At 70.4% G+C, this 25,966-nt stretch carries 32 protein-coding genes; 17 read left to right on the top strand and 15 right to left on the bottom strand.

Annotation, left to right across the window (positions count from 1 at the left end):
* Positions 1-13 precede the first annotated feature (13 nt).
* Positions 14-1,465, top strand: a complete 1,452-nt coding sequence (locus JUB11_RS02160) for a fused MFS/spermidine synthase (RefSeq protein ID WP_207455784.1) — start codon at positions 14-16, stop codon at positions 1,463-1,465.
* Positions 1,466-1,689: 224 nt separating this feature from the next.
* Here JUB11_RS02160 and JUB11_RS02155 read toward each other — a convergent pair whose 3' ends face one another.
* From JUB11_RS02155 to JUB11_RS02140, 4 genes are all read right to left on the bottom strand, one after another.
* Complete coding sequence (locus JUB11_RS02155; protein ID WP_207455783.1) at positions 1,690-2,199, bottom strand: universal stress protein; 510 nt, start codon at positions 2,197-2,199, stop codon at positions 1,690-1,692.
* Position 2,200: 1 nt separating this feature from the next.
* On the bottom strand, positions 2,201-2,983 hold the full coding sequence (locus JUB11_RS02150) for a TIGR02186 family protein (RefSeq protein ID WP_207455782.1): 783 nt from the start codon (positions 2,981-2,983) through the stop codon (positions 2,201-2,203).
* Positions 2,983-3,900, bottom strand: a complete 918-nt coding sequence (locus tag JUB11_RS02145) for a sulfite exporter TauE/SafE family protein (protein WP_207455781.1) — start codon at positions 3,898-3,900, stop codon at positions 2,983-2,985. The genes JUB11_RS02150 and JUB11_RS02145 overlap by 1 nt, the downstream gene beginning before the upstream one ends.
* 161 nt (positions 3,901-4,061) lie before the next feature.
* On the bottom strand, positions 4,062-5,060 hold the full coding sequence (locus JUB11_RS02140) for an adenosine kinase (protein ID WP_207455780.1): 999 nt from the start codon (positions 5,058-5,060) through the stop codon (positions 4,062-4,064).
* Between the two features lie 160 nt (positions 5,061-5,220).
* On the opposite strand from JUB11_RS02140, the gene JUB11_RS02135 reads away from it, so the two are divergent.
* Together JUB11_RS02135 and JUB11_RS02130 are read left to right on the top strand one after the other, a co-directional pair.
* Positions 5,221-5,898, top strand: a complete 678-nt coding sequence (locus JUB11_RS02135) for an EI24 domain-containing protein (RefSeq protein WP_247886782.1) — start codon at positions 5,221-5,223, stop codon at positions 5,896-5,898.
* Between the two features lie 274 nt (positions 5,899-6,172).
* Positions 6,173-6,778: a polymer-forming cytoskeletal protein gene (locus JUB11_RS02130; RefSeq protein WP_247886781.1), complete on the top strand. Its 606-nt coding sequence runs from the start codon at positions 6,173-6,175 to the stop codon at positions 6,776-6,778.
* A gap of 129 nt (positions 6,779-6,907) precedes the next feature.
* On the opposite strand, the gene nth is transcribed toward JUB11_RS02130, so the two are convergent.
* Positions 6,908-7,561: an endonuclease III gene (nth, locus tag JUB11_RS02125; protein WP_207456005.1), complete on the bottom strand. Its 654-nt coding sequence runs from the start codon at positions 7,559-7,561 to the stop codon at positions 6,908-6,910.
* A gap of 104 nt (positions 7,562-7,665) precedes the next feature.
* Between nth and JUB11_RS02120 the strand changes: the two genes are divergently transcribed.
* On the top strand, positions 7,666-8,184 hold the full coding sequence (locus JUB11_RS02120; RefSeq protein WP_207455776.1) for a DUF2244 domain-containing protein: 519 nt from the start codon (positions 7,666-7,668) through the stop codon (positions 8,182-8,184).
* Positions 8,185-8,377: 193 nt separating this feature from the next.
* Here JUB11_RS02120 and JUB11_RS02115 read toward each other — a convergent pair whose 3' ends face one another.
* The gene (locus JUB11_RS02115) at positions 8,378-8,539 is read right to left on the bottom strand and encodes a YqaE/Pmp3 family membrane protein (protein ID WP_207455774.1); all 162 of its coding nucleotides are present in this window, start codon (positions 8,537-8,539) and stop codon (positions 8,378-8,380) included.
* 440 nt (positions 8,540-8,979) lie between these two features.
* Here JUB11_RS02115 and JUB11_RS02110 point away from each other — a divergent pair, with 440 nt between their 5' ends.
* Positions 8,980-9,741 (top strand): hypothetical protein, encoded by a 762-nt coding sequence (locus tag JUB11_RS02110; RefSeq protein ID WP_207455772.1) that lies wholly within the window; start codon positions 8,980-8,982, stop codon positions 9,739-9,741.
* Between the two features lie 170 nt (positions 9,742-9,911).
* Positions 9,912-10,832, top strand: a complete 921-nt coding sequence (locus JUB11_RS02105; RefSeq protein ID WP_207455771.1) for a methylated-DNA--[protein]-cysteine S-methyltransferase — start codon at positions 9,912-9,914, stop codon at positions 10,830-10,832.
* 18 nt (positions 10,833-10,850) lie between these two features.
* Here the strand turns inward: JUB11_RS02105 and JUB11_RS02100 are convergent, their stop codons facing one another.
* The 3 genes from JUB11_RS02100 to JUB11_RS02090 all read right to left on the bottom strand — a co-directional run bounded on the left by JUB11_RS02100 (position 10,851) and on the right by JUB11_RS02090 (position 13,327).
* Positions 10,851-11,243, bottom strand: coding sequence for a MarR family transcriptional regulator (locus tag JUB11_RS02100; protein WP_207455770.1), 393 nt, complete (start codon positions 11,241-11,243; stop codon positions 10,851-10,853).
* Positions 11,244-11,388: 145 nt separating this feature from the next.
* Positions 11,389-12,186, bottom strand: a complete 798-nt coding sequence (gene dapB, locus JUB11_RS02095) for a 4-hydroxy-tetrahydrodipicolinate reductase (protein ID WP_207455769.1) — start codon at positions 12,184-12,186, stop codon at positions 11,389-11,391.
* Between the two features lie 67 nt (positions 12,187-12,253).
* Positions 12,254-13,327, bottom strand: coding sequence for a zinc ABC transporter substrate-binding protein (locus JUB11_RS02090; protein ID WP_207455768.1), 1,074 nt, complete (start codon positions 13,325-13,327; stop codon positions 12,254-12,256).
* A gap of 199 nt (positions 13,328-13,526) precedes the next feature.
* Here JUB11_RS02090 and JUB11_RS02085 point away from each other — a divergent pair, with 199 nt between their 5' ends.
* The 4 genes from JUB11_RS02085 (at position 13,527) to JUB11_RS02070 (ending at position 16,332) form a co-directional block, all read left to right on the top strand.
* Complete coding sequence (locus tag JUB11_RS02085; RefSeq protein ID WP_348771341.1) at positions 13,527-14,249, top strand: ATP-binding cassette domain-containing protein; 723 nt, start codon at positions 13,527-13,529, stop codon at positions 14,247-14,249.
* Positions 14,242-15,027 (top strand): zinc ABC transporter permease subunit ZnuB, encoded by a 786-nt coding sequence (gene znuB, locus JUB11_RS02080; RefSeq protein ID WP_207455765.1) that lies wholly within the window; start codon positions 14,242-14,244, stop codon positions 15,025-15,027. The genes JUB11_RS02085 and znuB overlap by 8 nt, the downstream gene beginning before the upstream one ends.
* A 336-nt stretch (positions 15,028-15,363) precedes the next feature.
* Positions 15,364-15,921: a Smr/MutS family protein gene (locus JUB11_RS02075; RefSeq protein ID WP_207455764.1), complete on the top strand. Its 558-nt coding sequence runs from the start codon at positions 15,364-15,366 to the stop codon at positions 15,919-15,921.
* Positions 15,922-15,927: 6 nt separating this feature from the next.
* A complete protein-coding gene (locus JUB11_RS02070; protein WP_207455763.1) occupies positions 15,928-16,332 on the top strand; it encodes a helix-turn-helix domain-containing protein in 405 nt (134 codons plus the stop codon).
* A 37-nt stretch (positions 16,333-16,369) separates the two neighbouring features.
* On the opposite strand, the gene JUB11_RS02065 is transcribed toward JUB11_RS02070, so the two are convergent.
* The 4 genes from JUB11_RS02065 to JUB11_RS02050 all read right to left on the bottom strand — a co-directional run bounded on the left by JUB11_RS02065 (position 16,370) and on the right by JUB11_RS02050 (position 20,331).
* Entirely contained in the window at positions 16,370-16,666 is a 297-nt protein-coding gene (locus tag JUB11_RS02065; protein WP_207455762.1) for a nucleotidyltransferase domain-containing protein, read from the bottom strand.
* Positions 16,667-16,788: 122 nt separating this feature from the next.
* The gene (hslU, locus tag JUB11_RS02060) at positions 16,789-18,111 is read right to left on the bottom strand and encodes an ATP-dependent protease ATPase subunit HslU (protein ID WP_207455761.1); all 1,323 of its coding nucleotides are present in this window, start codon (positions 18,109-18,111) and stop codon (positions 16,789-16,791) included.
* Positions 18,112-18,121: 10 nt separating this feature from the next.
* Complete coding sequence (gene hslV, locus JUB11_RS02055) at positions 18,122-18,670, bottom strand: ATP-dependent protease subunit HslV (RefSeq protein WP_207455760.1); 549 nt, start codon at positions 18,668-18,670, stop codon at positions 18,122-18,124.
* Between the two features lie 116 nt (positions 18,671-18,786).
* Positions 18,787-20,331: a S1C family serine protease gene (locus JUB11_RS02050; protein WP_207455759.1), complete on the bottom strand. Its 1,545-nt coding sequence runs from the start codon at positions 20,329-20,331 to the stop codon at positions 18,787-18,789.
* A gap of 137 nt (positions 20,332-20,468) precedes the next feature.
* Here JUB11_RS02050 and hisB point away from each other — a divergent pair, with 137 nt between their 5' ends.
* The 7 genes from hisB to JUB11_RS02015 are packed head-to-tail and all read left to right on the top strand — an operon-like array spanning position 20,469 to position 24,625.
* Positions 20,469-21,092 (top strand): imidazoleglycerol-phosphate dehydratase HisB, encoded by a 624-nt coding sequence (gene hisB, locus JUB11_RS02045; protein ID WP_207455758.1) that lies wholly within the window; start codon positions 20,469-20,471, stop codon positions 21,090-21,092.
* A 58-nt stretch (positions 21,093-21,150) separates the two neighbouring features.
* Positions 21,151-21,795, top strand: a complete 645-nt coding sequence (gene hisH, locus JUB11_RS02040) for an imidazole glycerol phosphate synthase subunit HisH (protein WP_207455757.1) — start codon at positions 21,151-21,153, stop codon at positions 21,793-21,795.
* A 1-nt stretch (position 21,796) separates the two neighbouring features.
* Positions 21,797-22,345, top strand: coding sequence for a GNAT family N-acetyltransferase (locus tag JUB11_RS02035; RefSeq protein WP_207455756.1), 549 nt, complete (start codon positions 21,797-21,799; stop codon positions 22,343-22,345).
* Positions 22,342-23,091: a 1-(5-phosphoribosyl)-5-[(5-phosphoribosylamino)methylideneamino]imidazole-4-carboxamide isomerase gene (hisA, locus tag JUB11_RS02030; protein ID WP_207455755.1), complete on the top strand. Its 750-nt coding sequence runs from the start codon at positions 22,342-22,344 to the stop codon at positions 23,089-23,091. The genes JUB11_RS02035 and hisA overlap by 4 nt, the downstream gene beginning before the upstream one ends.
* Positions 23,091-23,879, top strand: a complete 789-nt coding sequence (gene hisF / locus JUB11_RS02025) for an imidazole glycerol phosphate synthase subunit HisF (RefSeq protein ID WP_207455754.1) — start codon at positions 23,091-23,093, stop codon at positions 23,877-23,879. Before hisA ends, hisF begins: the two co-directional genes overlap by 1 nt.
* A 10-nt stretch (positions 23,880-23,889) precedes the next feature.
* A complete protein-coding gene (locus JUB11_RS02020) occupies positions 23,890-24,219 on the top strand; it encodes a phosphoribosyl-ATP diphosphatase (RefSeq protein WP_207456003.1) in 330 nt (109 codons plus the stop codon).
* A gap of 37 nt (positions 24,220-24,256) precedes the next feature.
* Positions 24,257-24,625, top strand: a complete 369-nt coding sequence (locus tag JUB11_RS02015) for a histidine triad nucleotide-binding protein (protein WP_207455752.1) — start codon at positions 24,257-24,259, stop codon at positions 24,623-24,625.
* A gap of 31 nt (positions 24,626-24,656) precedes the next feature.
* On the opposite strand, the gene JUB11_RS02010 is transcribed toward JUB11_RS02015, so the two are convergent.
* Positions 24,657-25,001 carry an XRE family transcriptional regulator gene (locus tag JUB11_RS02010; protein WP_207455750.1) on the bottom strand — a complete coding sequence of 115 codons (345 nt, stop codon included), beginning with the start codon at positions 24,999-25,001 and terminating at the stop codon, positions 24,657-24,659.
* Between the two features lie 68 nt (positions 25,002-25,069).
* Positions 25,070-25,909: a DUF1206 domain-containing protein gene (locus JUB11_RS02005; protein ID WP_207455748.1), complete on the bottom strand. Its 840-nt coding sequence runs from the start codon at positions 25,907-25,909 to the stop codon at positions 25,070-25,072.
* Positions 25,910-25,966: the final 57 nt, after the last annotated feature.

The following is a 25,966-nucleotide window of genomic DNA, read 5'->3' as shown; positions in this document are numbered from 1 at the left end:
GCCGGATGCGGCCATGCCGGAAGGAACGAACCAGGCGCGCTTCCTCGCCCTGCATCTGGCCGCCTTCGCCGGCGGCTGGACGCTGATGATGCTGGAAATCCTCGGCGGACGGCTGATGGCGCCGCATTTCGGCTATTCGGTCTATCAATGGGGCGCGATCATCGGGGTGGTGATGGGCTTCATGGCCGCCGGCTACTGGCAGGGCGGGCGGCTCGGCGACGGGCCGCGCGCGGTTCCGGCCCTGCGCGGCGCGCTGCTCGCGGCGGCCCTGTCGGCGGCGCTCACCCCCTGGCTCGGCAGGCCGCTGCTGGCGGGTGCGGCCTTCGAGTTCGGCCCGGTGGACGGGTCGCTGTTCGGGGCGGCGGCGATCCTCGCCGTCCCTTCCTTCGCGCTCGCCATGGTGTCGCCGATCTGCGCGGGCTTGAGCGCGCGGTCCGGCACGGCCGCCGCCGCGGGCCGGGTCTACGCGGTGGGAACGCTCGGCAGCATCGGCGGAACCTTCTTCGCCTCCTTCTACGCGATCCCGGAGCTGGGGCTGTCCGCCGGCTACGCCATCGCCACCCTCGTGCCGGCCCTGGCGCTGCTGCTGGTGCCGGGCGGCCGCCCGCGGGGCGTCGCGGTGGCGCTGCTGGCGCCGCTCGCCTGGGCGGCGGCGCTGTGGGAGGGGCAGGGCTTCGCCGTCTACCGCGAGACGCCGCACAACACCATCATGGTCCGCGAGACGGCCGAGGAGATCACCCTCCACCTGAACACGCCCTGGATCACCCAGTCGCGCATCCGCAAGGACGGCTCGGCGACCGGCCTCTATTACGACCTGTTCGCCGCCGCCCCGGCCCTGGCGGAGGGGCGGCGCGTGCTGGTGCTGGGGCTGGCCGGCGGGGCGATCACCCGCGGCATCCGCGCCGCCTGGCCGGACTCCGACCTTCTGGGCGTGGAGCTGGACGCGGAAGTGGTGGAGGTCGCGCGCGAACGCTTCGGGCTCGAGGGCGTGCGCGTGGAGGTCGCCGACGCGCGCCGCCACGTCGAGACCTCCAGCGAACTGCACGACGTGATCATCGTCGATCTCTACTCGACCGCCGCCATCCCCTTCTTCACCGCGACCGCCGAATTCTTCCAGGCGGTGGAGCGGCGGCTCGCCCCCGGCGGCGTGCTGATGATGAACGTGGTGGCGCTGGAGGAGCGCGACCGGCTGCTGGGGCCGCTGGCGGCGACCCAGGCCACCGCCTTCCCCACGGTCTTCGCCGCCGACGCCCGCATCGGCAACCACATCCTCATCGCCACCAAGGAGCCGCGCGAGGCGGAGGACCTGCGCCGCCGCCTGGAGTCGGTCCCACCCGCCGCCGCCGAGGCCGCCGCGCGCCTCGCCGCGACGCTGGAGCGGATGGACACGGCCGGCTTCCCCGTCCTGACCGACGATCACAGCGACATCGACCTGCGCAGCCTCGCCGCCCTCTACGGGGAGTGAGCAGCCGCTGCCGGTTCCGGCCGGGAAGAAGGGGCCGGGATTCCCAGATCCTTCAGGAGTTCCGCTGGCGAGACGAAGCGCTTGCCCTCGCCCTTCTCCAGTTCAGCCATGGCCTTCCCGGTCTTTGCGGTCGGCGTGTGGACGGTCGGCATGCTTCCTCCGGTCATCCGGGATCACGGTGAGCCACATCCCGCCTTCAAGGAACGCGGAAGGGCGCCGGATTCTCACGTGATCGCGTCGAGCTGCTCGTCGCTCAGGCCGCCCGGGACGATGGTCAGGGGAATGCGCAGGTTGGAGATGCCGCGGCCGGTGAAGTGGGCGATCAGCGGGCCGGGACCCTCCTGTTCGGTGCCGGCGGCGAGCACGAGGATGGAGATGGTCGGCTCCTCGCTGATCAGCTCGGCGATCTGCTCGTTGCGCTTGCCCTCGCGCACGTACAGCACCGGCAGCGTGCCGGTGAGCTGGTTGACCTCGCGCGCGACCTTCTGGAGCTTCTGTTCGGCCTCGGTGCGCTGCTCCTCGCGCATGAGGGTCTCCAGCGCCAGGAAATGCTGCATGTCGCCGGGCTCGATGACGTAGAGCAGCGCCACCGTGCCGCCCGACTTGCGCGCGCGCAGGCAGGCGTAGCGCAGGGCCACCTTCACCTCGGGGCTGTCGTCCACGACGACGAGGAAGATGCGCACCGGCTTCCCGCCGGGTCCGGCGCCGGTCTCGGCCGGGATCGTGTCGCTCATGTCATATCCTCCGGAAGATGGCGCCGGCCAGCCAGCCGGCGGCGATCGCGCCGATCACGGCCGCGACGCCGTAGGCGACCGGCTCGTGGCGGGCGATCTCGTAGATCTCGGCGCTGAAGCCGACCTTGGACACCACCAGCGGCGTGGTCTGGGCGGTCACCACCTCGCCGTCGCGGATCAGCATCGCCTCCACCGTGTACATGCCGGTCGGCACGTTGGCGGGAAAGTAGATGTTGGTCCGGAACAGCCGCTCGCCGAGAAAGGCCACCTGCCCCAGCGTGATGCCGTACAGCCCCTCGCGCTGCTTGTTGCGGATCAGCGCGGCGCGGAAGGCCGCGAGGTCCTCGGCCGGCAGGACGCGGCCGGGGTCGAGCTGGAGGTGCGGCAGCCCGATCTGGTGACGCTCCAGCATCGGCCGGTCGACGACCTGGTCGAGCGGGCGGCTGGTCGCCACCGCGTAATAGGCCGGCACCTGCTCGAACCGGACGCTCTGGGTGTTCAGCCAGATGCCGGCGACCCGGTCCTTGCGGCGCACGGTCACGCTGCCGCGCGGGCCGGTCACCACGATGGCGACGTCCCCCTGCCCGTCGGTCGAGCCGAACAGCACGACGTCGGTGCCGGTGAAACCCGTGTTGATCGCGACGAGGTGGCTGGACAGGTCGGCGACGAGCTGCTGCCCCCAGACGTTGGCCGCCAGCGTCACCCCGGCGGCCAGCCCGGCGAGCCCGGCGGCGGCGCGGACGATCATGGCTTTGCCCGGCAGGCGCGTTCCCGGCAGGCGCATCAGGAGACCCCGGAGGTGATGCTGAACAGGTCGTCCGGGCGGACGACGAGGCCCCAGGCGAGCATCAGCGCCACCCCCACCACGAGGAGCGACAGCATCAGCCGCGCGTGCTCGCCGCGCAGCCGGGTCCCCGTCCGCGTGCCGAACTGCGCGCCGACCACACCGCCGACCAGCAGCAGGAAGGCCAGCATGACGTCCACCGTCTGGTTGGAGGCGGCCTGAAGCAGCGTCGCCACGGCGGTCGTGAAGATGATCTGGAAGAGCGAGGTGCCGGCCACCAGCCCCGTCGGCATATTCAGGATGTAGATCATGGCCGGCACCAGGATGAAGCCGCCGCCGATGCCCATGATCGCCACCAGCATGCCGCCGACCAGACCGATGCCGGCCGGCAGCAGCGCGGAGATGTAGAGCTTGGAGCGCTGGAACCGCATCTTCAGCGGCAGCCCGTGCAGCCAGCTGTGGCGGTGCAGCTTGCCGCGCCCGCCGCTGGGCGCGCGCCGCCGCAGCATCGCCCGGCTGCTCTCGACCAGCATCATGGCGCCGATGGTGCCGAGAAAGAACACGTAGGAGACCGTGATCGCGAAGTCGATCTGGCCCATGCGCTGGAGCAGGCCGAAGATCCACACCCCGATCGCCGTGCCGACGAAGCCGCCGGCCAGCATGACCACCCCCATCTTCACGTCGACGTTGTTGCGGCGCCAGTGCGCCAGCACGCCCGAGACGCTGGCAGCGACGAGCTGGTTGGCCTGAGTGCCGACCGCGATGGCCGGCGGCACGCCGATGAAGATCAGCAGCGGCGTCATCAGGAAACCGCCACCCACCCCGAACATGCCCGACAGGAAGCCGACCAGCCCGCCCATGACGAGCACGAGCAGGGCATTGACCGACATCTCGGCAATGGGGAGATAGACTTGCATCGGCGAGGTGGAACCCGGTGGACGGTCCGGAAGCGGTGGCGTGAGCTTATCCCCGGCGGCCCGCGGGATCCAAGGGGATTGCGGCAGGGATCCCACCGCCCGCGACGCGCCCGGCAGCACAGCGGCACAGGCGGGCGCGCTTCCGGCCGGCCGGGCCGTCCTTAGGCCGCGATGCCCTTGGCGCGCAGCAGCTCGGCCAGGTTCGCCTCTGGCCGCGCGCCGACATGGGCGATGATCTCCGCTGCGGCGATGGCGCCGAGACGGCCGCACAGCTCCGGCGCCCGGCCGCGGGTGAAGCCGAAGAGGAAGCCGGCGGCGTAGAGGTCGCCGGCGCCGGTGGTGTCGACCACCCGCTCGACCGGCTCCGCCGGCACCTCGACCACCGAGCCGCCGGACACGATCACCGAGCCCTTCTCGCTGCGGGTCAGGGCCGCCACCTTGCCGAGCCCTTTCACCGCCTCCAGCGCGTCCTCGAAACGATCCGTGCCGTAGAGCGCGCCGATCTCCGCCTCGTTGGCGAAGAGGATGTCCACGTGCCGCTCCACGAGGTCCAGGAACTCGGCGTGGTGGCGGTGAACGCAGAAGCTGTCCGACAGGGACAGCGACACCTTGCGGCCGGCGGCGTGCGCGATGTCGGCGGCCTTGCGGAAGGCCTCCTTCGCGCGGGGCGGATCCCAGAGATAGCCTTCCAGATAGGTCACCTGGCTGTCGCGGATGAGCGTCTCGTCGATGTCCTCCGGCCCCAGCTCCACGCAGGCGCCGAGGAAGGTGTTCATGGAGCGCTGGGCGTCCGGCGTCACCAGGATCAGGCAGCGGGCGGTCGGGGCGCCCTCCGACGAGGGCTGCGTCTCGAACCGCACCCCGGCGGCGCGGATGTCGTGGCGGAAGACGCCGCCGAGCTGGTCGTCGCGCACCTTGCCGATGTAGGCGCCGTGGCCGCCCAGCGCCGCCAGCCCGGCCATCGTGTTGCCGGCCGAGCCGCCGGAGATCTCGATCCCCGGCCCCATGCGCCCGTACAACTCCTCCGCGCGGGCGGCGTCGATCAGGGTCATGGCGCCCTTCTCAATGCCGTTCGCGGCGAGGAAGGCGTCGTCGGCGTGGGCGATGACGTCGACGATGGCGTTGCCGATGCCGGTGACATCGAAAGCGGCGCTGGGCATGAACGGTCCTTACGGGTGTGGATCGGGAAAAGGCGGAAAGCCGCCCTGGAGTTTGGAGGGCAGTATAGCGGCCCGCCCCGCCGTCACAAGCTTGCCGCCGCCGCGCGCCGCGCTTAGAACCGACGGGTTCGGCCTTCGGGCCACCAGGGAGACGCCGCCGATGATCCGCGCGCTGTTCCGCGCCTTCGCCCAGCTCTCCGATCCCGCGTCGCGCCGCGTGATCGGAATCTCGTTGCTCGCCGCCGCGACGCTCTACGCGCTGCTCGCCGCCGTGGTCTGGTGGGCGCTCTTCCACACGACGCTCACGGGCTACGAGTGGGTCGACTGGGCGCTCGACGCGGCGGGCGGGCTGGTGGTGCTCGTGCTGGCCTGGTTCCTGTTCCCGGCCACCGTCGGCATGGTGTCCGGCCTCCTGCTGGAGGACGTCGTCCAGGCGGCCGAAGCGCGCCATTACCCGCACTTGCCGCCGCCCCTGCATGTGAGCCTGTGGCAAGAATTGGGAACGGCCCTGCGCTTCTTCCTTCTAGTCGCCGTTGTAAACCTCCTGGCGCTTCCCTTGTATATCGCCACACCCGGCCTGAACATCATCCTGTTCTACGGCGTGAACGGCTATCTTCTGGGCCGTGAATATTTCGAGATGGTGGCCGTGCGGCGGCTGGGAAAGCGGGATGCGCGGCTTCTGCGGCGCAGCCACCCGCTGAAACCTTTTTCGGCTGGTGTCATAATCGCCTTTCTTTCGACAATTCCGTTCCTCAACCTGCTGGTGCCGGTGATCGCGAGCGCCTTCATGGTCCATGTCCTTCAGTCCATGAGAGCGCCCTTGCGGCCGGCCGGATGAGCGTGTTAACCCGCAAGGGACGGGCTTCCTGTCCTGGCCCCTCATCCGCAGCCGCCTTGACGCTTTGTTCTGATCTGAATTGATTTGGGGAACTAGGTTCATGCTGTTCGGACGAAAGAATCCGCCCGCCGGTGCGCCCAAGCCGGAAAGCGCCGCTCCCGCCGCCCAGCCCGTGGCGGCGCCGGCCTCGCGGCCCGCGCCTCCGTCGGCCCTGTCGGCAGCTCCGTCCGCGGCATCGACCCCGCTCCCGCCGACTTCCGACAAGGGACCCGAGATGAACACCAGCACTCCGAAGCCGCCCATGGGCCAGCCCGCCGCCGGCGCCATGCCGGCCTCCGCGCCTTCGGGCGCCAAGACCGACGTCCCGCGCCGCGTGGTCGACATGCCGGGCGCCCGCCCGGGCTTCGGCGCTCCGGCCGCGGCTCCCGCCCCCGCCACCCAGGCAGCACCGGCGCCGGCGCCCGCGGCCCCGCTGTCGAACGACCAGCGCCGCCTGATCGTCGGCCGCGACATCTCGCTCGCCGGCGAGATCGGCTCCTGCGACGTGCTGGTCGTCGAGGGCACCGTCGAGGCCAAGCTGCGCGAGGGCCGTTCCATCGAGATCGCCGAGACCGGCCTCTTCAAGGGCTCGGTCGAGATCGAGGAGGCCGACATCGCCGGCCGCTTCGAAGGCGACATCAGCGTTCGCGGCCGGCTGCGCGTCCGCTCGACCGGCAAGATCACCGGCTCGATCCGCTACGGCGAGCTGGCGGTCGAGGCCGGCGGCCAGCTGAGCGGCGACGTCCAGACGATCGGCGCCGCCAAGACCGCCCCGGCGGCACCCGCTCCGGCGGCCGCCCCGGCCCCTGTCCAGACGCAGTTCGCGTCGGCCGGCGAGTAAGGCGGCTCTCCAGGGCGGCTCCCCGAAGGAGAGCCTTTTCGACGGGAAAGCCCGGCCGCGGCCACCAGCCGCGCCGGGCTTTGTCGTTTCCGCGCCTCGGTATTCTCTCCGGCGGAGCCGGAAACGGGGTCAGGCCGGCAGGGCGGCGCCCGGCGGGGTCTTCTCCTTGAAGGCGCAGAGGTCGCGCACCGGGCAGGCCGGGCAATCGGGCTTGCGGGCCTTGCAGACGTAGCGGCCGTGCAGGATCAGCCAGTGGTGGGCGTGGCGGCGATAGTGGGCCGGAACGGCCTTCAGCAGCTTCTGCTCCACCGCGTCCGGCGTCTTGCCGGGCGCCAGGCCGGTGCGGTTGCCGACGCGGAAGATGTGGGTGTCCACCGCGATCGTCTCCTCCCCGAAGGCGACGTTGAGGACGACGTTGGCCGTCTTGCGCCCGACGCCCGGCAGCGTCTCCAGCGCCTCGCGGTCGCGCGGCACCTCGCCGCCATGCTCGGCGATCAGGATCTCCGACAGGCGGATGACGTTCTTGGCCTTGGTGTTGAAGAGGCCGATGGTCTTGATGTAGCCGCGCAGGCCCTCCTCGCCCAGCGCCACCATCGCTTCGGGCGTGGTGACGGTGCGGAACAGCGGACCCGTGGCCTTGTTGACACCGATGTCGGTCGCCTGAGCCGACAGCACCACGGCCACCAGCAGCGTGTAGGGGTTCACATACTCCAGCTCGCTCCGGGGCTCCGGGTTGGCGAGGCTGAGGCGGCGGAAGAATTCTTCGACGGCGGCGGGCTTCATGGGCGCGGACTTTAAACTCGGCTTGCGGGCCTGTCCAAGCGTCACGATCTTTCCCGGCGATGATTCCGCCCGCACATCGGCTACCCCCATCCGGAGCGCTTCGCATGGCCGCTGAGGACACATCCCGCACCGCGGACCAGCCGCCCGCCCCCGTCCTGTTCGACGCGGTGCTGCACCCGCACCGCAGCCTGAGCGCCAGGGGCTTCCGCATCCTGATGGGGGTGGTGATCCTCATCAATCTGATGGTCGGGGGCATCTTCCTGGCGCAGGGCGCCTGGCCGATCCTGGCCTTCTGCGGCATGGACATACTGGCGCTCTGGCTGGCCTTCCGCGTCAACTACCGCGCCGCCCGGCTGTACGAGCGGGTTCAGCTGACCGAGACGGAGCTGACGGTCCAGCGTGTCGCCTGGAAGCGTCCGGAACGGCGCTGGAGCTTCCAGCCCTTCTGGCTGCGCGTCTCCATGGACGAGCCGGCGCGCCACGAGAGCCAGGTCGTGCTGTCCTCGCACGGCCAGTCGCTGGTGGTCGGGTCCTTCCTGTCGCCGGACGAGCGGGCGGATTTCGCCAAGGCGCTGAAGGGCGCCCTCGCCGACTGGCGGGGCGGCCCCGGCGCGACGGCCTGAGAGGGTTTCTGGCCGGCCGGTAAACCGATGCGGAAAAAACCGATGCGGAAAAGGGGCGGCGCGCCCCTTCGCGTGCCGTCCGCCCATGCTGTCCGCCGTGCGCTGTTTCACGTGAAGCGCCGCATTTCGAAGCGGAACGGCCGGGCCGGACGCCGTCCGTCGGCGTGGTTTCACGCCCGGCGGCCTTCCGCGGTCAGCGGTACTTCACGATCACATACAGGGCATGGATGATGCCCGGTATATAGCCGAGGATCGTCAGGATCACGTTGATCCAGAACTGCGCGCCGAAGCCCACCTGCAGAAAGACGCCGACCGGTGGGAGGAGCAGCGCCAGGATGATGCGTATGATGTCCATGCCCCAAGAACAGGCGTGAACGCCGCCGGTTCCCCGGAGGAACGCCGGAAACGGCTTTTCCGGCTCCCGCGCCGGACGCTCCCCTACCCTTCCGAACCGCCGCCTCTATGACGTTGAGCAGGGGGCCTCCCGGCGCCTGTGCCGAGGTACAGCTCACCCCGACGGCCCCCGGCGCGCGCTCCCAAGGCCGGAAAGCCATGGTTTCCAAGGCGTCGGGCACGGCGGCCGGCCTCCATCCCAGGGGTGGTGGTACAAACCGGGGGGTTAATCCAGCTCCCGTAATCCGACCCATCGATAGCTCATCCTAGGGAGTAGCGCACCCCGACCGAGGCAAAGATCCGATTTCCTCCCTGGTGTAGAAGTGCCGCCGCCATACGGCTTGATTACCGCTAGGGAAGAAAATGGCCCAGACGATCACCGGTATCGATGATGAAATCCGCATGGAAGACTTCGTTGCGCACAACAACGTGTGGAACGCATGGAACATGCAGAACGGGGAGGATTACACGCAGTCGATCACGGTTCCGGATTTAAAGGACGTCTCCGGCACCACGATGAAATGGGACTTCCCGGATGGGGACCCGTCCAGCGAGAGGTGGTGGGAGAACCCGTGGGCCGAGTTCCCCGTGCTGTCCTACCCGACCCTCACGGCCGGCCGCGACACCTGGGAGGATTTCGACACCACGCACGAGGAATTCCCGGTCCAGGTCAAGGACGTGAAGGATCTGACGGTCGATTTCGACTTCGACCTCGGCGCGAACCCGGAAAGCCACAACGTCGCCTTCTCCCTCTGGACCAAGCCCGACCCCAACGCTGTCGGCCAGAACATCCAGGACGAGGTCATGGTGTGGGTCCATACGGGCTGGTTCGACCCGGACGGCGAGGTCGTCGGCACCCACAGCGACGATCTCGGTTCGGCCCGGATCTTCCATGAACCGGAGGAACGCAACAGCGTCGGCCGCGGCTGGGACTACACGGCGGTCCAATACGACGCGGACATCCACTCCGGCCAGCTGGACCTGGGCAGCATCGTGAATGAACTGGAATCCGCGGGCATCATCAACGGTGAGGACTGGATCTCGGGCGTCCAGCTCGGCGCCGAGATCACGCACGGCGCCAGCTCGCTCACTCTGGGCGAGCTTGCCGTGAACCTGTCCACGAACGGCATCTCCGACGCTCCGGTCGACACTTGGACCTGGTAGACAGCCGGACCTGGTAAGCCTCCGGATCCGGGCAGCCGCCAGCCGGTGAGTGCCGGCTTCCGCCGCTGCCCGGATCCGCAGGCCACGGCGGGGCGCAAGAATCGGGTTGGCCCCCGCCGCTTGGCACAGCATCCTCGGGGCCGGTTCCACGGTCAGCAGGACAGCCCGCCATGCCGTCCCCCATTCCCGCTACGGGCCTCGCCCTCGAAGCTCCGGCCGGCCCGTCCGGCGACGCGCAGCATCACCGCGCCATCGCCGCCGCCATCGACCATCTCGTGCGCAACTGGCAGGACCAGCCCTCGCTGGAGGAACTGGCGGAGATGGCCGGGCTCAGCCCCTTCCATTTCCAGCGCCTCTTCACCCGCTGGACCGGCATCAGCCCCAAGCGCTTCATCCAGTTCCTGACACTCGACACCGCCAAGCGGCTGCTCGCGGAAAGCCGCAGCGTGCTGGACGTGGCGCTCGACGTCGGCCTGTCCGGCCCGTCGCGGCTGCACGACCTGTTCGTCGCCTGCGAGGCCATGACCCCCGGCGCCTACAAGGCGGCGGGCGGCGGGATCACCATCCGCTGGGGCCTGCACGGCAGCCCCTTCGGCACGGCGCTGATCGGCGCCACCGGACGCGGCGTCTGCTGGCTGAGCTTCCTGGACGGTGACGAGGCGGAGGAGGCGAAGCGGGCCGCCGCGCTCGAAGAGATGGCACAGGCCTGGCCCGCCGCCCGGCTGGAGGAGGATCCCGCCGCGACCGGCGAGGCGGCGGCCCGCGCCTTCGGCTGGCGCAGCGGCGAGCCCGGGGAGCCGCTGCGCCTGTTCCTGAAGGGGACCAACTTCCAGATCAAGGTGTGGGAGGCGCTGATGCGCATCCCGCCGGGCGCCGTCGTCTCCTACGAGGACGTCGCGCGCGCCGTCGGGCAGCCGACCGCCTCGCGGGCGGTGGGGGCGGCGGTGGGGCGCAACCCGGTCTGCGTGCTGATCCCCTGCCACCGGGTCATCCAGAAATCGGGCATCATCCACAACTACCGCTACGGCGTGCCGCGCAAGCGCGCCCTGCTCGCCTGGGAACAGGGCCGCGCCCTGGGCGAGGAGGCGTAGGGCGGCCAGCTCCCCCGGTCAGAGCGCGATCCGCAGCTGGATGGCGTCATGCTCGACGCGCAGCCCGCCGTCCGCGCCGCGCGCGATCAGGCCGGCCTCCGCAAGCAGCCGCACGTCGGCGTGGACGTTGCTGTAGTCGCGGCCGAGCGCCGCCGCGAGCGCCCGCACGCTCGCCGCCGGATGGCGCCGCAGATGGCGGAGCAGGTCCAGCCGCCGCCCCGTCAGCGTCCGCGCCAGCGTGTCCCAATCGGCGATGGCCCGATCCGCGACGGCTATCGGGGATCCGGCTCCGACCGTCTCCTCCGGCTGGGGCACTGTCTCCCCCTGCAAGGCAGGGGGAGTGGGTCCCGTCTCCTCCTCCGGGGCGCCCTTCCCGACCGTGATCCGCAGCTCCTTCAAGCGGCTTTCCATCCGTATTTTCAATGGGTTGAGCGTTCACGCCCGGAGCGGCGCCACCCTTTGGCGGTACACGCCATATGGTGCACGGCGCCAGAGGCGGAAAACCGGAAGCTTCCGGAAAAGGAGTGGGTCGGCGGAGACGTCCCGGGCGCCGCCGTCACAGCCCCAGCACGTCGCGCATGCTGTAGAGGCCCGGCGTCTTGTCGCGGGCCCAAAGAGCGGCGCGCACGGCGCCCTTGGCGTAGATCCCGCGGCCCGACGCCTTGTGCGTCAGCTCGATCCGCTCGCCGTCGCCCGCGAACATCACGGTGTGGTCGCCGATCACGTCGCCGCCGCGCAGGGTGGCGAAGCCGATCTCGCCGGCCGGACGGGGGCCGGTGTGGCCGTCGCGGCTCTTGCGCCAGACATCCTCCAGCGCGACCCCACGGCCGGCCGCCGCGGCGTGGCCGAGGCCCAGCGCCGTGCCCGAAGGCGCGTCCACCTTGTGGCGGTGGTGCATCTCCAGCACGTCGATGTCGTAATCCTCGCCGAGCGTGCGGGCCACCTGCTCGACCAGCGCCATCAGCAGGTTCACGCCGACGGACATGTTGGGCGACTGGATGATCGGGGTGTGGGAGGCCGCCTGGACGAGAGAGGCCTGCTGCGCCGGGTTGAGGCCGGTGGTGCCGACGACCAGCACCGTCTGGGCCTGGGCGGCCAGCGCCGCGTGGCGCTCGGTCGCGGCCGGGCTGGTGAAGTCGATCACCGCGTCGGCCTCCGCGAAGAGGAGCGCCGGGTCGTCGATGGCCGTGACGCCGAGCGGGTCGAGCCCGGCCAGCTCGCCGATGTCGCGGCCGAGCGCCGGGCCGCCCACCCGCTCCGTGCCGCCGGCCAGCGTGCAGCCCGGCGTGGCGGCGATCTCGCGCACCAGCATCTGACCCATGCGCCCCGCGCACCCGACGACCCCGATCTTCATGGCTTGCTCCCCTGGAAATGCCGGATAGGGGTCTAGCACAGCCGGGCGCCGCGCTTAAGGGGCGAGCTTAGGAACCGAGACAGCCCTTCAGCGCGGTGGCGATGTTGCGCATCAGCGCCGGGTAGAGGTCCGGCCCATCGGGGATATCCGCACCTTCGGGGTCCAGCACGCCCTTCTTCGCCGGCGTGCCCTCGGCGATGGTGTTGACCAGCGCCGGCTCGAACTGCGGCTCCGCGAAGACGCAGGCGGCCCCCAGCTCGGTGATGCGCGCGCGGATCTCCGTCAGGCGCTTGGCCGAGGGGCGGCGCTCCGGGTTGACGGTGATCGCGCCCACCCCGTTCAGCGCGTAATGCGTCTCGTAATACTGGTAGGCGTCGTGGAAGACGATGAAGGGCTTCTTCGCGACGGGGGCGAGCAGCTCCTTCAGCTCCGCGTCGAGCGCCGTGATCCGCGCCTCGGCGGCGGCGGCGTTGGCGCGGTAGGCCGCGGCGTTGGCCGGGTCGGCGCCCGCCAGCGCCTCGGCGGCCACCGCCACGATGCGCTTGGCGTTGTCCGGGTCGAGCCAGATGTGGGTGTCCATCGCGTCATGGTCGTGATCGTCGTGCCCATGATCGTCGTGCCCATGATCGTCGTGCCCATGATCGTCGTGCCCATGATCGTCGTGGCCGTGGTTCCCATGAGCGTGTTCCTTGTGCGCGTGCTCCTTGTGCCCGTGCTCCTTGTGGGCATGGCCATGGCCATGATGCCCGTCGGCGTGATCATGCGGTTCCCAGGCGCCGCCCTTGCGGCCTTCGAGCAGCGTCATGCCCGGCTGGTCCAGAAGGGCGATGGCGCGCGCCTTCCCCGCGTTGGCCGCGAGCGGCTTTTCCAGGAAGCCCTCGAGCGTCGGCCCGACCCAGAAGACCAGGGCGGCGTTGCCCAACGCCCTCGCGTCGGACGGCTTCATCGAATAGGTGTGCGGGGATGCCGCGCCGCGCACCAGCAGCACCGGCTCCCCCACCCCTTTCATCACGGCGGACACGAGCGAGTGCACCGGCTTGATCGAGGTCACGACCCGCGGAGCCTCGGCGCGGGCGGCGGTTGACGCAACCGTCAACAGGGCGGCGGTGATCAGGCTCAGGCGGGCGGTGTTGCGGCGCATGGGTGGGTTCCGTTCTCTGCTGTCGGTCCGGCTGGACAGCCGCGCCGTTTGGGCGCATAGCTAAGCCGTTCCACCAAATGTCACGTTATAACATAACATGTCAATCCCGCTCTCCGGCACCTCCGCGTCCGCCTTGCCGGCCGCATCCTCTACGCCGCACCCCCATGGTCCCCTGCTCGAGGCGAAGGGCCTGTCGGTCATGCTGGGCGGCCGCTCGGTGCTGGACCGGGTCGATTTCGCGGTGCAGCCGGGCGAGATCGTCACCATCATCGGCCCGAATGGTGCCGGGAAGACCACGCTGGTCCGCGCCATGCTCGGGCTGGTCCGCCCCTCTTCGGGCAGCGTGAGCCGCCGCAAGGCGCTGCGCATCGGCTACATGCCGCAGCGGCTGAACATCGACGTGACCTTGCCGCTCACGGTCCGCCGCTTCCTCGGGCTGTGGCGCGCCGCACCCGGCGCTGGCATCGACGCCGCACTTGAGGAGGCCGGCGTCGCCCACACCGCCGGCACGCCGATCCAGTCGGTCTCCGGCGGGGAGCTCCAGCGCGTGCTGCTGGCCCGCGCCCTGATCGGCGACCCGGACCTGCTGGTGCTCGACGAGCCCGACCAGGCCGTGGACATGCACGGCCAGGCGGAGCTGTTCAACCGCATCGAGACGGTGCGGCGCCGGCGCGGCTGCGGCGTCATGCTGGTCAGCCACGACCTGCACACGGTGATGGCGCGCACCGACCGCGTGCTGTGCCTGAACCGCCATGTCTGCTGCTCCGGCCCGCCCCAGGACGTCAGCCGCCACCCGGAATACCATGCCCTGTTCGGCCGCCACGCCGCCGACCTCGCCGTCTATCTCCACCAGCACGACCACGCCCACGACCCGGACGGCAGCGTCGTGCGCCACGACCATGGAGACTGCTGCCATGGATGATTTCGTGCTGCGCGCGCTCGCCGCGGGCTGCGGCATCGCCCTGCTCGCCGGGCCGCTGGGCTCCTTCGTGGTGTGGCGTCGCATGGCCTATTTCGGCGACACGCTGGCCCATTCGGCGCTGCTCGGCGTGACGCTCGGCTTCCTGCTGGGCGTCAACCCGATGGTCGGGGTGGTGGGCGTCTGCGTGGCGCTCGCCTTCGCGCTTCTGGCGCTCCAGCGCCGCCGCGCGCTCGCCACCGACACGGTGCTCGGCATCCTGTCGCACTCGGCCCTGTCGCTGGGTCTCGTGTCCATGGCCTTCCTGGAAACCTTGCGCGTGGACCTGATCGCCTACCTGTTCGGCGACATCCTGTCCGTGACGCCCGCCGACCTCGCGGGCATCTACGGCGGTGGTGCGGTGGCGCTGCTGGGAGTCGTGCTGCTGTGGCGGCGTCTGCTGGCCGTGACGGTGGACGAGGATCTGGCGCGGGTGGAGGGCATGCCGGTGGAAGCTCTGCGGCTCGCCTTCATGCTGCTGATCGCGCTGGTGATCGCGGTTTCCATGAAGATCGTCGGCATCCTGCTGATCACCTCGCTGATGATCATCCCCGCCGCCAGCGCCCGCCGCTTCGCCCGCACACCGGAATCCATGGCGGTTCTGGCCGCCGTCTTCGGCATGGCCGCGGTGCTGGCCGGCCTGCTCGCCTCCCTCAACTGGGACCTCCCCGGCGGCCCCAGCGTCGTGGTCGCCGCGGCGGCCCTGTTCCTGGCGAGTTCGCTGGTGCCGGTCCGGAGGTGATCACGGAGTCTTAGCCTTATCCGCCCGAGGCGCCTGTTCGGGCCAAGGTTCCGCTCCCCCATCAGCGGTCGTGAAGACAATATAATCCATTGGATCAGGAAATTCGCGTTTCGCCGCGAAACGGCGGAAACGCCGCCCGCCCGTTGCCTTCCACCGCACCGCAACCTATTGTCGGGCCTCCTGGCACGGCGCCTACGAGGATGGAACGACAGCGGTCATGGCGGATTCCCGGATCATCGGCATACAGGTGAAGGCCTGGGACCGCTTGCGTGCGTCAAGTGCGGTTGCGTCAAGCGGCGCTCGGGCGCTTGACGCTCCCGTGGCGGAGGCCCGGCCATGAGACGCCGCCGTTCCGTTTCCGAGGGCGAGAAGCGGCTGTGGCGTCTTGCCATGCGCGACGCCGAGCCGCTGCCGGGCCGCGCCTTCGAGCCGGAGCCGTCTGAGCTGCCCCCACCCGCCGAACCGGAGCCCGAGCCGGTCAAGACCAGCCTCGCCCCGGCCCCCACCGGCCGGCCGGCGCCGCGCCCTTCCCTGCCGCCGCTGACGCCGGGCTCCACCGCCAACATCGACCGCCGCACCGCGGAGCGTTTCCGCCGGGGCGATCTGGTGCTGGACGGGCGCATCGACCTGCACGGGATGACGCAGGCCCAGGCCCACACGGCGCTCGCCTCCTTCGTGCTGCGCTCCTGGAACGAGGGGCGGCGCTGCATTCTGGTCATCACCGGCAAGGGCAGCTACAGCGCGCAGGGCGGCGTGTTGCGTCAAGCGGTGCCCCGCTGGCTCGCCGAGGCCCCCCTGCGCCCGATGGTGCTGGCGGTGCAGACCGCCCAGCTGCGCGACGGCGGCGACGGCGCGCTCTACGTCCTCATCAAGCGGCGGCGGGACCGCAAGTAGGCGGCCATGACCCCCTTCGGCGAACGGGTCCGCGCGCTGCGTGATGGCAAGGGCGTGACGCTCAAGCAGATGGCGGCGGACCTGCACATCTCCTCGGCCTACCTCTCCGCCCTGGAACATGGAAAGCGCGGCCAGCCCTCGGCCCAGCTCGTCCGTCAGATCTGCGCCTATTTCAGCATCATCTGGGACGAGGCGGAGGAGCTGGAACGGCTTGCCGAGATCTCCCACCCCCGCGTGACGGTGGACACCTCCGGCCTGTCGCCCAAGGCGACCGAACTCGCCAACCGCCTGTCCGAACGCATCCACGACCTGAACGACCCGGCGCTCGACCGGCTTCTGGCGCTCGTGGACGAACTGCTGGCCGACAGCACGCCCTCGCGCCGCCGGCGGACAGGGACGAAGAGGCGCTGAGGGTCACGGGAGCGCATTGACTACCCCCGCACTTGCGTCACAGCGGCACCCCGGTGTCGCGCGCGATCTCGGCGATGGGCGGCAGGGGCTGGCCGCGTTCCTGGAGGACGACGTCGATCCGCTGCTCGCCGATGCGGTCTTCCAGCAGAAGGCGGAACGCGCTCTCGCGCGTCCAGCCGGCGAGGCCCGCATCGACCTCCAGGTAGAGGTCGATGTCCCCGCCGCGGGCATCGTCGTCCACCCGCGAGCCGAAGAGGCGCACGGCCGCCGCTGGGCCGAAGATCTCGGCGGCGGTCGTCTTGATGGCGGCGATTTCCTCGGCGGTCAGGCGCATGGGCGGTCCTCCTGCGGGAAGGAACTCTACCGCAGGACGGGCGCTCGCGCATCGCCCCCGCCTTCCACGGGCATCACGGGGGAGGAAGCGCGACCGCGCCCCCTCCCCGCCTCCCCGGCGCCTTACAGGATGAAGCGCGACAGGTCGGCGTTCTTGGCGAGGCCGCTGACATGCTCGCGCACATAGGCCGCGTCGATGGTGACGGTCTGGCCGCCGCGGTCGCTGGCGTGGAAGCTGATCTCCTCCAGCAGCCGTTCCAGCACGGTGTGCAGGCGACGGGCGCCGATGTTCTCCACCGTGGCGTTGATCTCGGTGCTCAGCCGCGCCAGCTCGTCGATGGCGTCGTCGGTGAAGACGAGATCCACCTCCTCCGTCTTCATCAGCGCCTTGTACTGCTTGATGAGGCTCGCCTCCGGCTCCAGCAGGATGCGCTTGAAGTCGGCCTCCACCAGCGGCTTCAGCTCCACGCGGATCGGCAGGCGGCCCTGCAGCTCCGGCAGCAGGTCGGACGGCTTGGCGACGTGGAAGGCGCCCGAGGCGATGAACAGGATGTGGTCGGTCTTCACCGGCCCATGCTTGGTGCTGACGGTGGTGCCCTCGATCAGCGGCAGCAGGTCGCGCTGCACGCCCTCGCGGCTGACGTCGGCGCCGCGATTCTCGGACCGGGCGGAGATCTTGTCGATTTCGTCCAGGAAGACGATGCCGTTCTGCTCGACCGAGCGGATGGCCTCGGCCACCACCGTCTCCTGGTCCAGCAGCTTGTCGGATTCCTCGGTCAGCAGGATCTTGTGGCTGTCCGCGACCGTCATGCGCCGGGTCTTGGTGCGGCCGCCGAAGGCCTTGCCGAACATGTCGTTGAGGTTGAGCATGCCCATCTGCGCGCCGGGCATGCCGGGAACGTCGAAGGTCGGCAGGGCCGGGCCGCTGTCCGCGACCTGGATCTCGATCTCCTTGTCGTTGAGCGATCCCTCGCGCAGCATCTTGCGGAACTTCTGCCGCGTCTCGGGCGAGGCGTTCTCGCCGCACAGCGCGTCGAGCACGCGGTCCTCCGCGCGCAGCTCCGCCTTGGCGGCGACCTCCTTGCGCAGCCGCTCCTTGGTCAGGCCGATGGCGGCCTCCACAAGGTCGCGGACGATCTGCTCCACGTCGCGGCCGACATAGCCGACCTCCGTGAACTTGGTCGCCTCGATCTTCAGGAAGGGCGCCTGGGCCAGCTTGGCGAGGCGGCGCGCGATCTCCGTCTTGCCGACGCCGGTCGGGCCGATCATCAGGATGTTCTTGGGCAGGACCTCCTCGCGCAGGCCCTCGGGCAGCTGCTGGCGGCGCCAACGGTTGCGCAGCGCGATGGCGACGGCGCGCTTGGCGTCCTGCTGGCCGACGATGTAGCGGTCCAGTTCGGAGACGATCTCGCGGGGGCTGAAGGCGGCGGTGCTGGCGGCGGTCATGGCGGGTGCCTTAGAGCTTTTCGAGGGTGATGTTTTCGTTGGTGTAGACGCAGACCGAGGCCGCGATCCGCATCGCCTTGCGGGCGATGGCCTCCGCGTCCATGCCGTCCACGTCCACCAGTGCCCGCGCCGCGGACAGGGCGAAGGAGCCGCCGGACCCGATGGCGACCACCCCGTCCTCCGGCTCCAGCACGTCGCCGTTGCCGGTCAGCACGAGGCTGACGCTGCGGTCGGCGACGATCATCATCGCCTCCAGCCGGCGCAGATAGCGGTCGGTGCGCCAGTCCTTGGCCATCTCCACGCAGGCGCGGGTGAGCTGGCCGGGATGCTGCTCCAGCTTGGCTTCCAGCCGCTCGAACAGGGTCAGCGCGTCGGCGGTGGCGCCGGCGAAGCCCGCCATCACCGTGCCGCCGGCCAGCCAGCGCACCTTGCGCGCGTTCGCCTTCATGACCGTCTGGCCGACGGACACCTGGCCGTCGCCGGCGATCACCACCTGCCCGTCCTTGCGGACCGACAGGATGGTGGTGCCATGCCACTGGATGGGATCGTGCGCTGTCATCGAAGGACCGGCTGTCATGGAAGGGACCGTCAAGTGTGACGCCCTCCGCCGGCGGGCGGGGCCGCGCCCGGCGGGGGCAAAGGAGTGAGGTCTATGTGGGGGGACGCCCCTGCCCGTCAAGACCGTGACAGGTCCGCGCCCATGCGCCGCAGCAGCCCGGCGGCGGGCGCCACGTGCGTCAAGCCCTGCGCCGCCCCGTCGAGCGGGCGGGCTTCCGCGCCGGCCCCGACGGCGACGCCCAGGAGGTTGCCGGACTCGTCCAGCAGCGGATCGCCGGCCTCCGGCCCGGACGTCCCCTTCCCGTGCGCCTCCCCGCTCCCCTCCCCGTTCCCGGCGAGATCCGCCTGAATCAGCTCCAGGCCGGAGCGCGGGTCCGTCCGCACCGACGCGACGATGCCCGCCGCCTGGTCCCCGCCGCCGGCCAGGGCCAGAAGCACCATCTCGCTGACCCGTGCCGCGCGGCCGCGCACCGGCAGTGCCGGCAGCCGCGCCGGCACCCGGACCAGCGCGAGCCCGGTCGGGGCATCGCGCGCCTCCACCGTGCCGTCGAGCGACACGCCGGTCGCGGGCCGCACCTTGACGGTTGCGTCAACCCCCGCGGACGCCGTCAGGATCACCGACCCGCCGCCCGCCTCCCCGATCACCACGCCGCGCCCGTTGCCGACACGGACCAGCGCCGATGCCGCCCGTTCGACCGGGTCGAGCAGGGCTTCGCCGGAGGGCGGTGGGCTTTGGACGAGCAATGCTGCGCCGGAATGCCCCATCGCGGCGGAGGATCCGCCGGGCGCGACCGGCCCTGCGGGCGGATGCGCCGCCGGCAGGGGTGCGTCAACCCGCGAAACGGCGTCAACCGGCGCGTCCGGGTTGACGGCCGCAAGCGGGTTGACGCTCATGGCCCAGGATTCCGGGACGTGGAAGTCCATGGCCAGGGGGTCGGCGGCGTCCGGCCCGGCGGGGGCGTGACGCAACCCGCCGCCGCCGCGGGACAGGGCGGCGCGGAAGCCGGGATCGGCGGCCAGCGCTCCGGCCGCGGCGGCCACCGCCTCCTCCAGCAGCGCGATGTCGCCCTGCGCCACCCCGCCATCCAGCGCCGCGGTTCCGCGGGTCGAGAGCCGGTGGACCAGCCGCCCCTCGCCCGCCGTGAAGACCGACCAGTCCACCGCAACGGCGCCGGTGCCGGAAACGCCCTGGTCGCTGCCGGTCAGCCAGTGGCGGCGCCGGCACAGCTCCAACGCGACGTGACGCAACTCCCCCGTCACCTCGTACCGGGCGCGGCGGCGGTCCTGCGCGGGCGCCAGCGCGCCGCCGGGGGATCCCGCGACATGGAAGCCGGCGTCGGCCATCACCTCGCGGAACCGGCCCTCCACGCCCGATCCCTGCCGCAGGTTCCAGCCCGAGGTCCAGAAGACGCGCTCGTAGGGCGGCGCGCAGTCGATGTTCCAGTTGTAGCGCCCGATCTCCGCCCCGCGCCGCAGGGCGCCGAAGCCCAGCCCGCCGAAGCGCAGGGGTTCGGTTGCGTCACGCGCGACCGGCGGCGGTCCGGGCACGGCGGGCGAGGCACCGGGGCCGGACGCATCATGCGGCATCGGCAGCCATGTCCCGCAGGAGGCCAGGAGCAGTGCGGCGAGGGCGGAAAGCCTGGGGAGGAAGCGTGTCAGCATAAGGGGATATGCTCGCTATGCGTGTAAGAAACGATAGCGCATGCGTCCGAATGCCGCAACCGGGGGTCTGGGGCGCTGCCTATTTCCTTCGTCGGACCGCTGGCGCCCCCGCGGTCTTCCTGCTAGAAATCCCTTCCATGGACCAGAGCCTTGCGAACGGCGCCCGCCGCGCCACGATCGAGCGGAACACCAACGAAACCCGCATCCGGGTGGCGATCAACCTGGATGGAACCGGCGTCTACGACGTGCGGACGGGGGTCGGCTTCCTCGACCACATGCTGGAACAGCTGTCCCGGCACAGCCTGATGGACCTGACGGTGGTGGCCGAAGGCGACCTCCACATCGATTTCCATCACACGACCGAGGACAGCGGCATCGCCATCGGGCAGGCCCTGAACAAGGCGCTCGGCGACCGCAAGGGCATCCAGCGTTACGGCCACAGCTACCTGCCGATGGACGAGGCGCTGACGCGCGTGGCGCTCGACTTCTCCAACCGGCCCTTCCTGATCTGGAAGGTGGAGTTCACCCGCGACAAGATCGGCGACATGGACACCGAGCTGTTCCGGGAATGGTTCCAGGCCTTCGCGGTGGCGGCCGGCGTGACGCTGCACGTCGAAAACCTCTACGGCGAGAACAACCACCACATCGTGGAGAGCTGCTACAAGGCGCTCGCCCGCGCGGTGCGCGCGGCCATCGAGATCGACCCGCGCAAGCGCGACGCCATTCCCTCGACCAAGGGCACCCTCGGCGGTTCCCTCTGACGGGCGGCTTTCATGAGGGCGCCGCGTCCGTGCCGCCCTCCAGCAAGGTTTTGAGCTGATGTCTACCGTTGCTCTGATCGATTACGGTTCCGGCAACCTGCGCTCCGCCGCCAAGGCGGTGGAACGCGCGGCCGCCGACGGCGGGCTGGCCTGCACGGTGCTGGTCACCGACGACGCCGACGTCGTCCGCAAGGCCGACCGCGTGGTGCTGCCCGGCGTGGGTGCCTTCGCCGAGTGCAAGCGCGGCCTCTCCGCCGTCCCCGGCATGCTGGAAGCGCTGGACGAGGTGGTGCTGCGCAAGGGCCGTCCCTTCCTCGGCATCTGCGTCGGCATGCAGCTGATGGCCGAGCGCGGGCACGAACACGGCGTGCACGAGGGGCTGGGCTGGATGAAGGCGGAGGTCGTGCCGCTGGAGCCCGCCGATCCCTCCCTGAAGATCCCGCACATGGGCTGGAACGAGCTGGCCTTCAGCCGCGCGCACCCGGTGCTGGACGGCATCGAGCCGGGCGCCCACGCCTATTTCGTCCATTCCTACCGGATCGCCTGCGCGGATCCGCGCGACGTCATCGCGACGGCCGATTACGGCGGGGCCTTCACCGCGGTGATCGGGCGCGACAACCTCGTCGGCACGCAGTTCCACCCGGAAAAGAGCCAGGCGACCGGCCTCGCGCTGATCGCCAACTTCCTGAAATGGCGGGCCTGACATGGCCGCCATCTCCGTCGACCGCATCGAGACGCTGAAGGGCGCCGACCTGCACGACCTCTGCGACGCCGCCGACGACGCCATCAAGGCCGGCGGCGGCTTCGGCTGGGTCGAGCCGCCGCCGCGCGACGTGATGGAGCGCTACTGGAAGGGCGTCCTGATGGTGCCCGAGCGCATCCTGTTCGTCGGAAGGCTCGACGGGGTGATCTGCGCCTCGGCGCAGCTCGTCAAGCCGCCGCGCAACAACGAGGCGCAGGCCCACGCCGCCAGCCTCACCACCTCCTTCGTCGCCCCCTGGGCGCGCGGCCATGGGCTCGCCCGGCTGCTGACCCTGGCGGTGGAGAAGGAGGCGCTCGACGGCGGCTTCCGCATCCTGAACCTGGACGTCCGGGAAACCCAGGACGCCGCCATCACGCTCTATGAATCGCTGGGCTTCAAGCGCTGGGGAAGCCATCCCTTCTACGCGCTGGTGAACGGCCGCCGGCTGGCCGGATACTTCTACGCCAAGCACCTGACGCAAGACACGCCATTGGACGAGACGCCGCAATGATCCTCTACCCTGCCATCGACCTGAAGGACGGTGCCTGCGTGCGCCTGCTGCGCGGCGAAATGAGCCAGGCGACCGTCTTCAACACCGACCCCGGCGAACAGGCCCGCCAGTTCCAGGACCAGGGCTTCGAGTGGCTGCACCTGGTGGACCTGAACGGCGCCTTCGAGGGCCGCCCGGTCAACGCCGAGGCGGTGGACCGCATCCTCGCCTCGGTCTCCATGCCGGTCCAGCTCGGCGGCGGCATCCGCGACCTGAAGACCATCGGCATGTGGCTGGAGCGCGGCGTGCGCCGCGTCATTCTCGGCACCATCGCGCTGCGCGACCCGGCCCTGGTAAAGGACGCCTGCCGCGCCTTCCCCGGCAAGGTCGCCGTCGGCATCGACGCGCGCGAGGGCTTCGTCGCCGTGTCCGGCTGGGCCGAGACCTCCAACATCAAGGCGCTAGACCTCGCGCTGAAGTTCGAGGATTCGGGCGTGGCCGCGATCATCTACACCGACATCAACCGCGATGGCGCCATGGCCGGCGTGAACGTCGAGGCGACCTCGGACCTTGCCTTCCACCTGACCACCCCGGTGATCGCGTCGGGCGGCGTCTCCTCCATCGACGACCTGCGGGCGCTGAAGACGGAAGAGCACACCGGCATCGAGGGCGTCATCTGCGGCCGCGCGCTCTACGATGGCCGCATCGACCCGGCCGAAGCCCTGGCGCTGCTGTCGGCCCCCGCCGTGCCCAGCGAGGCCAAGTGATGCTGAAGACGCGCGTCATCCCCTGCCTGGACGTCAAGGACGGCCGGGTCGTCAAGGGGGTCAACTTCGTGGATCTGGTCGACGCCGGTGATCCGGTCGAGCAGGCCCGCATCTATGACCGCGAGGGTGCCGACGAGCTGACCTTCCTCGACATCACGGCCAGCTCCGAGAACCGCGACACCATCTACGACGTGGTGCGCCGCACGGCCGAGCAGGTCTTCATGCCGCTCACCGTCGGCGGCGGCGTCCGCCAGGTCGAGGACATCCGCAAGCTGCTGCTGGCCGGCGCCGACAAGGTGTCGATCAACACCGCCGCCGTGCACCGGCCGGAGTTCGTGCGCGAGGGTGCCGAGAAGTTCGGCGCGCAGTGCATCGTCGTCGCCATCGACGCCAAGCGCACCGCTCCCGGCAAATGGGAGGTCTTCACCCATGGCGGCCGCAACGCCACGGGGCTGGACGCCGTCGAATGGGCGCAGCGCCTCGCCTCCTATGGCGCGGGCGAGATCCTGCTGACCTCCATGGACCGCGACGGCACCAAGAGCGGCTTCGACCTGGAGCTGACCCGCGCGGTCGCCGATGCGGTCCCGGTGCCGGTCATCGCGTCCGGCGGCGTCGGCACGCTGGACCATCTGGTCGAGGGGATCCGCGAGGGCCACGCCAGCGCGGTGCTCGCCGCCTCGATCTTTCATTTCGGCACCTACACCATCGGCGAGGCGAAGGCCGCCCTGGCGAAGGGCGCCATTCCCGTCCGCCCGACCATCGCGGCCAAGGCGCCGGTCCATGGCTGAGGGCGCGAAGGTGAAACACAACGCCGAGGTGCTGGACCGTCTCTACGCGACCGTCCGGTCGCGCAAGGGCGCCGATCCCGACAGCTCCTACACCGCCAAGCTGTTCGGGCGCGGCACCGCCAAGATCGCCCAGAAGGTCGGCGAGGAGGCGGTCGAGACCGTCATCGAGGCGATGCGCGGCGACAAGGACAAGCTCGCCGCGGAATCCGCCGACCTGCTCTATCATCTGACGGTGCTGTGGGCCGACGCCGGGCTGGAGCCGGCCCAGGTCTGGGAACTGCTGGCCGGACGGGAGGGCACGAGCGGCATCGACGAGAAGAAGGCGCGCAAGGCCAAGTAAGGGCCGGCGCGGGGCGACCAAGACCAAGAGGGACGACATGGCCAGGACCTACGACCAGAACAACGTCTTCGCCCGCATCCTGCGCGGCGAGATCCCCTGCAAGAAGGTGCTGGAGACGGCGCACTCCCTGGCCTTCAACGACATCACCCCGCAGGCCCCGACCCATGTGCTGGTCGTGCCCAAGGGTGCCTACATCGACATGGACGACTTCACCGCCCGCGCCACCGACGCCGAGATCGCCGACTTCATGCGCGCCGTGGGCGAGGTCGCGCGCATGGCCGGCGTGGTGGAGAGCGGCTACCGCGCCCTGAGCAACTGCGGCCCCGCCGCCCACCAGGAAGTCCCCCACCTGCACGTCCACGTCGTGGGCGGCCGCGACCTGGGCCGGATGCTGAAGACGGCGTGAGCGCCGGCGCCGCTCCGGTCCCGGCTCGGACTCAAGCGGCGGCCGACACGCGGATCTCCAGCACCAAGCCGGCGGCCGAGGCGAGGTTCACCAGGGCGTCCAGGGAAAACTTGTGGAGCTTGCCCTGCATCAGGTCGTTGAGGCGGGGACGTGTGATTCCCAGGCGCGCCGCCGCTTCGCCTTGAGGCAGGTCCCAGGACTTCACGCGCTCGATCACATGCGCGAGCAAATCGGCGCGGACCTTCAAGTTCGCGGCTTCCGCCGGCTCCTTGCCCGCCTGAAATTCGCGAAGCTGGAAACCGGCTGTTGAACGCGCATCATCCGGAAAATCCCGGACGCAATCGAGACTGTCTCCCAGAAAGGTGATCCGCTTCATGCTGAGCTGTATCAGGATCGATACAGTTCAGCAAAGACGCCTCACGAGCGTGACAGGCACAATTTTCTCTACGCCATCGCCCGCAGCCGGCGCGCCACGCTCTGCCCGTCGATGCGGCGGTAGGCGGCTTCGACGAAGCTGTAGACACCGAAGGCGAGCAGGCCGAGGGCCAGCAGCGCCAGGAGCCAAGGGCCGTAGGGCTGTTCCTGCAGCGTGCGCAGCGCCTTCACCAGGCCGCCGGACTCCGAGGAGTCCGTCTGCCAGGCGGCGATGACGAAGAACCAGCCGACCATCGTGAAGACGACGCCCTTGGCGGTCAGCCCGACGCGGCCGATGGGTTCGATGAAGCGCATCCGGTCCTCGTCCGCGGCGAGGCGGCGGCAAAAGCTCGCCGTCCAGGCCCGCACGAAATGCGCGATGGCCGCGCCGAAGACGGCGAGGCCGACGGCGGCGACCAGCAGGCGCCCGAGCGGCACGTCGAGAAGCCATTCGGTCCAGTCCTGGGCCGACGCCTCCCCGCCGCTGCCGGCCCCGCGCCCCGCGAGCAGCCGCACCGCCGTCGCGGCAAGGCCCGCATGGATGATGCCGGTGACGAAGAGCGCGGCGCGGACGACAAGCCCCTTGGGCGAGGTGCCATGATCGTCGACGTCCAGCACGGCCTGGACGAAGCGCCAGAGCGCGTATCCCGCCAGCCCGAGCGCCGTGACCGCCAGCAGCACCGAGCCGAACGGCCCGAGCATCAGCTTCACGAGCGCGCCCTGCGTGTCGGTGAGGCTGCCGCCGTCCTGGGACGCGGTCAGGGCGATCCATCCGACGATCAGGTAGACGAGGCCGCGCGCTGCATAGCCCAGCCGCGCCAGCCCCTCGATCTCGTTCAGCGTGTCGTGAAGCGCTCTGGTCCGGTTCATGGCATCCTCCCCCACCCGCACAACCCGGGGTGACGGGGAGCGTTCCGGCGCGGGCGG

Origin of the sequence: Azospirillum sp. SYSU D00513 (assembly GCF_017356015.1) — a bacterium.
Taxonomy (GTDB): domain Bacteria; phylum Pseudomonadota; class Alphaproteobacteria; order Azospirillales; family Azospirillaceae; genus Azospirillum.
Note: the sequence above shows the minus strand (reverse complement) of the source record. Positions and strands in the feature narration are given on the sequence as shown.

Coding starts and splice junctions, on each gene's coding strand:
- JUB11_RS02065 (WP_207455762.1), bottom strand. CDS start 16,666: ATGCGCCTGACCGCCGAGGAAATCGCCGCCATCAAGACGACCGCCGCC.
- JUB11_RS02050 (WP_207455759.1), bottom strand. CDS start 20,331: ATGCTGACACGCTTCCTCCCCAGGCTTTCCGCCCTCGCCGCACTGCTC.
- hslV (WP_207455760.1), bottom strand. CDS start 18,670: ATGACAGCGCACGATCCCATCCAGTGGCATGGCACCACCATCCTGTCG.
- hisF (WP_207455754.1), top strand. CDS start 23,091: ATGCTGAAGACGCGCGTCATCCCCTGCCTGGACGTCAAGGACGGCCGG.
- JUB11_RS02075 (WP_207455764.1), top strand. CDS start 15,364: ATGAGACGCCGCCGTTCCGTTTCCGAGGGCGAGAAGCGGCTGTGGCGT.
- JUB11_RS02035 (WP_207455756.1), top strand. CDS start 21,797: ATGGCCGCCATCTCCGTCGACCGCATCGAGACGCTGAAGGGCGCCGAC.
- hslU (WP_207455761.1), bottom strand. CDS start 18,111: ATGACCGCCGCCAGCACCGCCGCCTTCAGCCCCCGCGAGATCGTCTCC.
- JUB11_RS02140 (WP_207455780.1), bottom strand. CDS start 5,060: ATGCCCAGCGCCGCTTTCGATGTCACCGGCATCGGCAACGCCATCGTC.
- JUB11_RS02005 (WP_207455748.1), bottom strand. CDS start 25,909: ATGAACCGGACCAGAGCGCTTCACGACACGCTGAACGAGATCGAGGGG.
- JUB11_RS02015 (WP_207455752.1), top strand. CDS start 24,257: ATGGCCAGGACCTACGACCAGAACAACGTCTTCGCCCGCATCCTGCGC.
- JUB11_RS02085 (WP_348771341.1), top strand. CDS start 13,527: ATGCTGGGCGGCCGCTCGGTGCTGGACCGGGTCGATTTCGCGGTGCAG.
- hisB (WP_207455758.1), top strand. CDS start 20,469: ATGGACCAGAGCCTTGCGAACGGCGCCCGCCGCGCCACGATCGAGCGG.
- JUB11_RS02090 (WP_207455768.1), bottom strand. CDS start 13,327: ATGCGCCGCAACACCGCCCGCCTGAGCCTGATCACCGCCGCCCTGTTG.
- znuB (WP_207455765.1), top strand. CDS start 14,242: ATGGATGATTTCGTGCTGCGCGCGCTCGCCGCGGGCTGCGGCATCGCC.
- JUB11_RS02100 (WP_207455770.1), bottom strand. CDS start 11,243: ATGGAAAGCCGCTTGAAGGAGCTGCGGATCACGGTCGGGAAGGGCGCC.
- JUB11_RS02105 (WP_207455771.1), top strand. CDS start 9,912: ATGCCGTCCCCCATTCCCGCTACGGGCCTCGCCCTCGAAGCTCCGGCC.
- JUB11_RS02130 (WP_247886781.1), top strand. CDS start 6,173: ATGAACACCAGCACTCCGAAGCCGCCCATGGGCCAGCCCGCCGCCGGC.
- JUB11_RS02145 (WP_207455781.1), bottom strand. CDS start 3,900: ATGCAAGTCTATCTCCCCATTGCCGAGATGTCGGTCAATGCCCTGCTC.
- JUB11_RS02160 (WP_207455784.1), top strand. CDS start 14: ATGCCGGAAGGAACGAACCAGGCGCGCTTCCTCGCCCTGCATCTGGCC.
- JUB11_RS02120 (WP_207455776.1), top strand. CDS start 7,666: ATGGCCGCTGAGGACACATCCCGCACCGCGGACCAGCCGCCCGCCCCC.
- hisH (WP_207455757.1), top strand. CDS start 21,151: ATGTCTACCGTTGCTCTGATCGATTACGGTTCCGGCAACCTGCGCTCC.
- JUB11_RS02110 (WP_207455772.1), top strand. CDS start 8,980: ATGGAAGACTTCGTTGCGCACAACAACGTGTGGAACGCATGGAACATG.
- dapB (WP_207455769.1), bottom strand. CDS start 12,186: ATGAAGATCGGGGTCGTCGGGTGCGCGGGGCGCATGGGTCAGATGCTG.
- nth (WP_207456005.1), bottom strand. CDS start 7,561: ATGAAGCCCGCCGCCGTCGAAGAATTCTTCCGCCGCCTCAGCCTCGCC.
- JUB11_RS02150 (WP_207455782.1), bottom strand. CDS start 2,983: ATGCGCCTGCCGGGAACGCGCCTGCCGGGCAAAGCCATGATCGTCCGC.
- JUB11_RS02115 (WP_207455774.1), bottom strand. CDS start 8,539: ATGGACATCATACGCATCATCCTGGCGCTGCTCCTCCCACCGGTCGGC.
- JUB11_RS02155 (WP_207455783.1), bottom strand. CDS start 2,199: ATGAGCGACACGATCCCGGCCGAGACCGGCGCCGGACCCGGCGGGAAG.
- JUB11_RS02010 (WP_207455750.1), bottom strand. CDS start 25,001: ATGAAGCGGATCACCTTTCTGGGAGACAGTCTCGATTGCGTCCGGGAT.
- JUB11_RS02135 (WP_247886782.1), top strand. CDS start 5,221: ATGATCCGCGCGCTGTTCCGCGCCTTCGCCCAGCTCTCCGATCCCGCG.
- hisA (WP_207455755.1), top strand. CDS start 22,342: ATGATCCTCTACCCTGCCATCGACCTGAAGGACGGTGCCTGCGTGCGC.
- JUB11_RS02070 (WP_207455763.1), top strand. CDS start 15,928: ATGACCCCCTTCGGCGAACGGGTCCGCGCGCTGCGTGATGGCAAGGGC.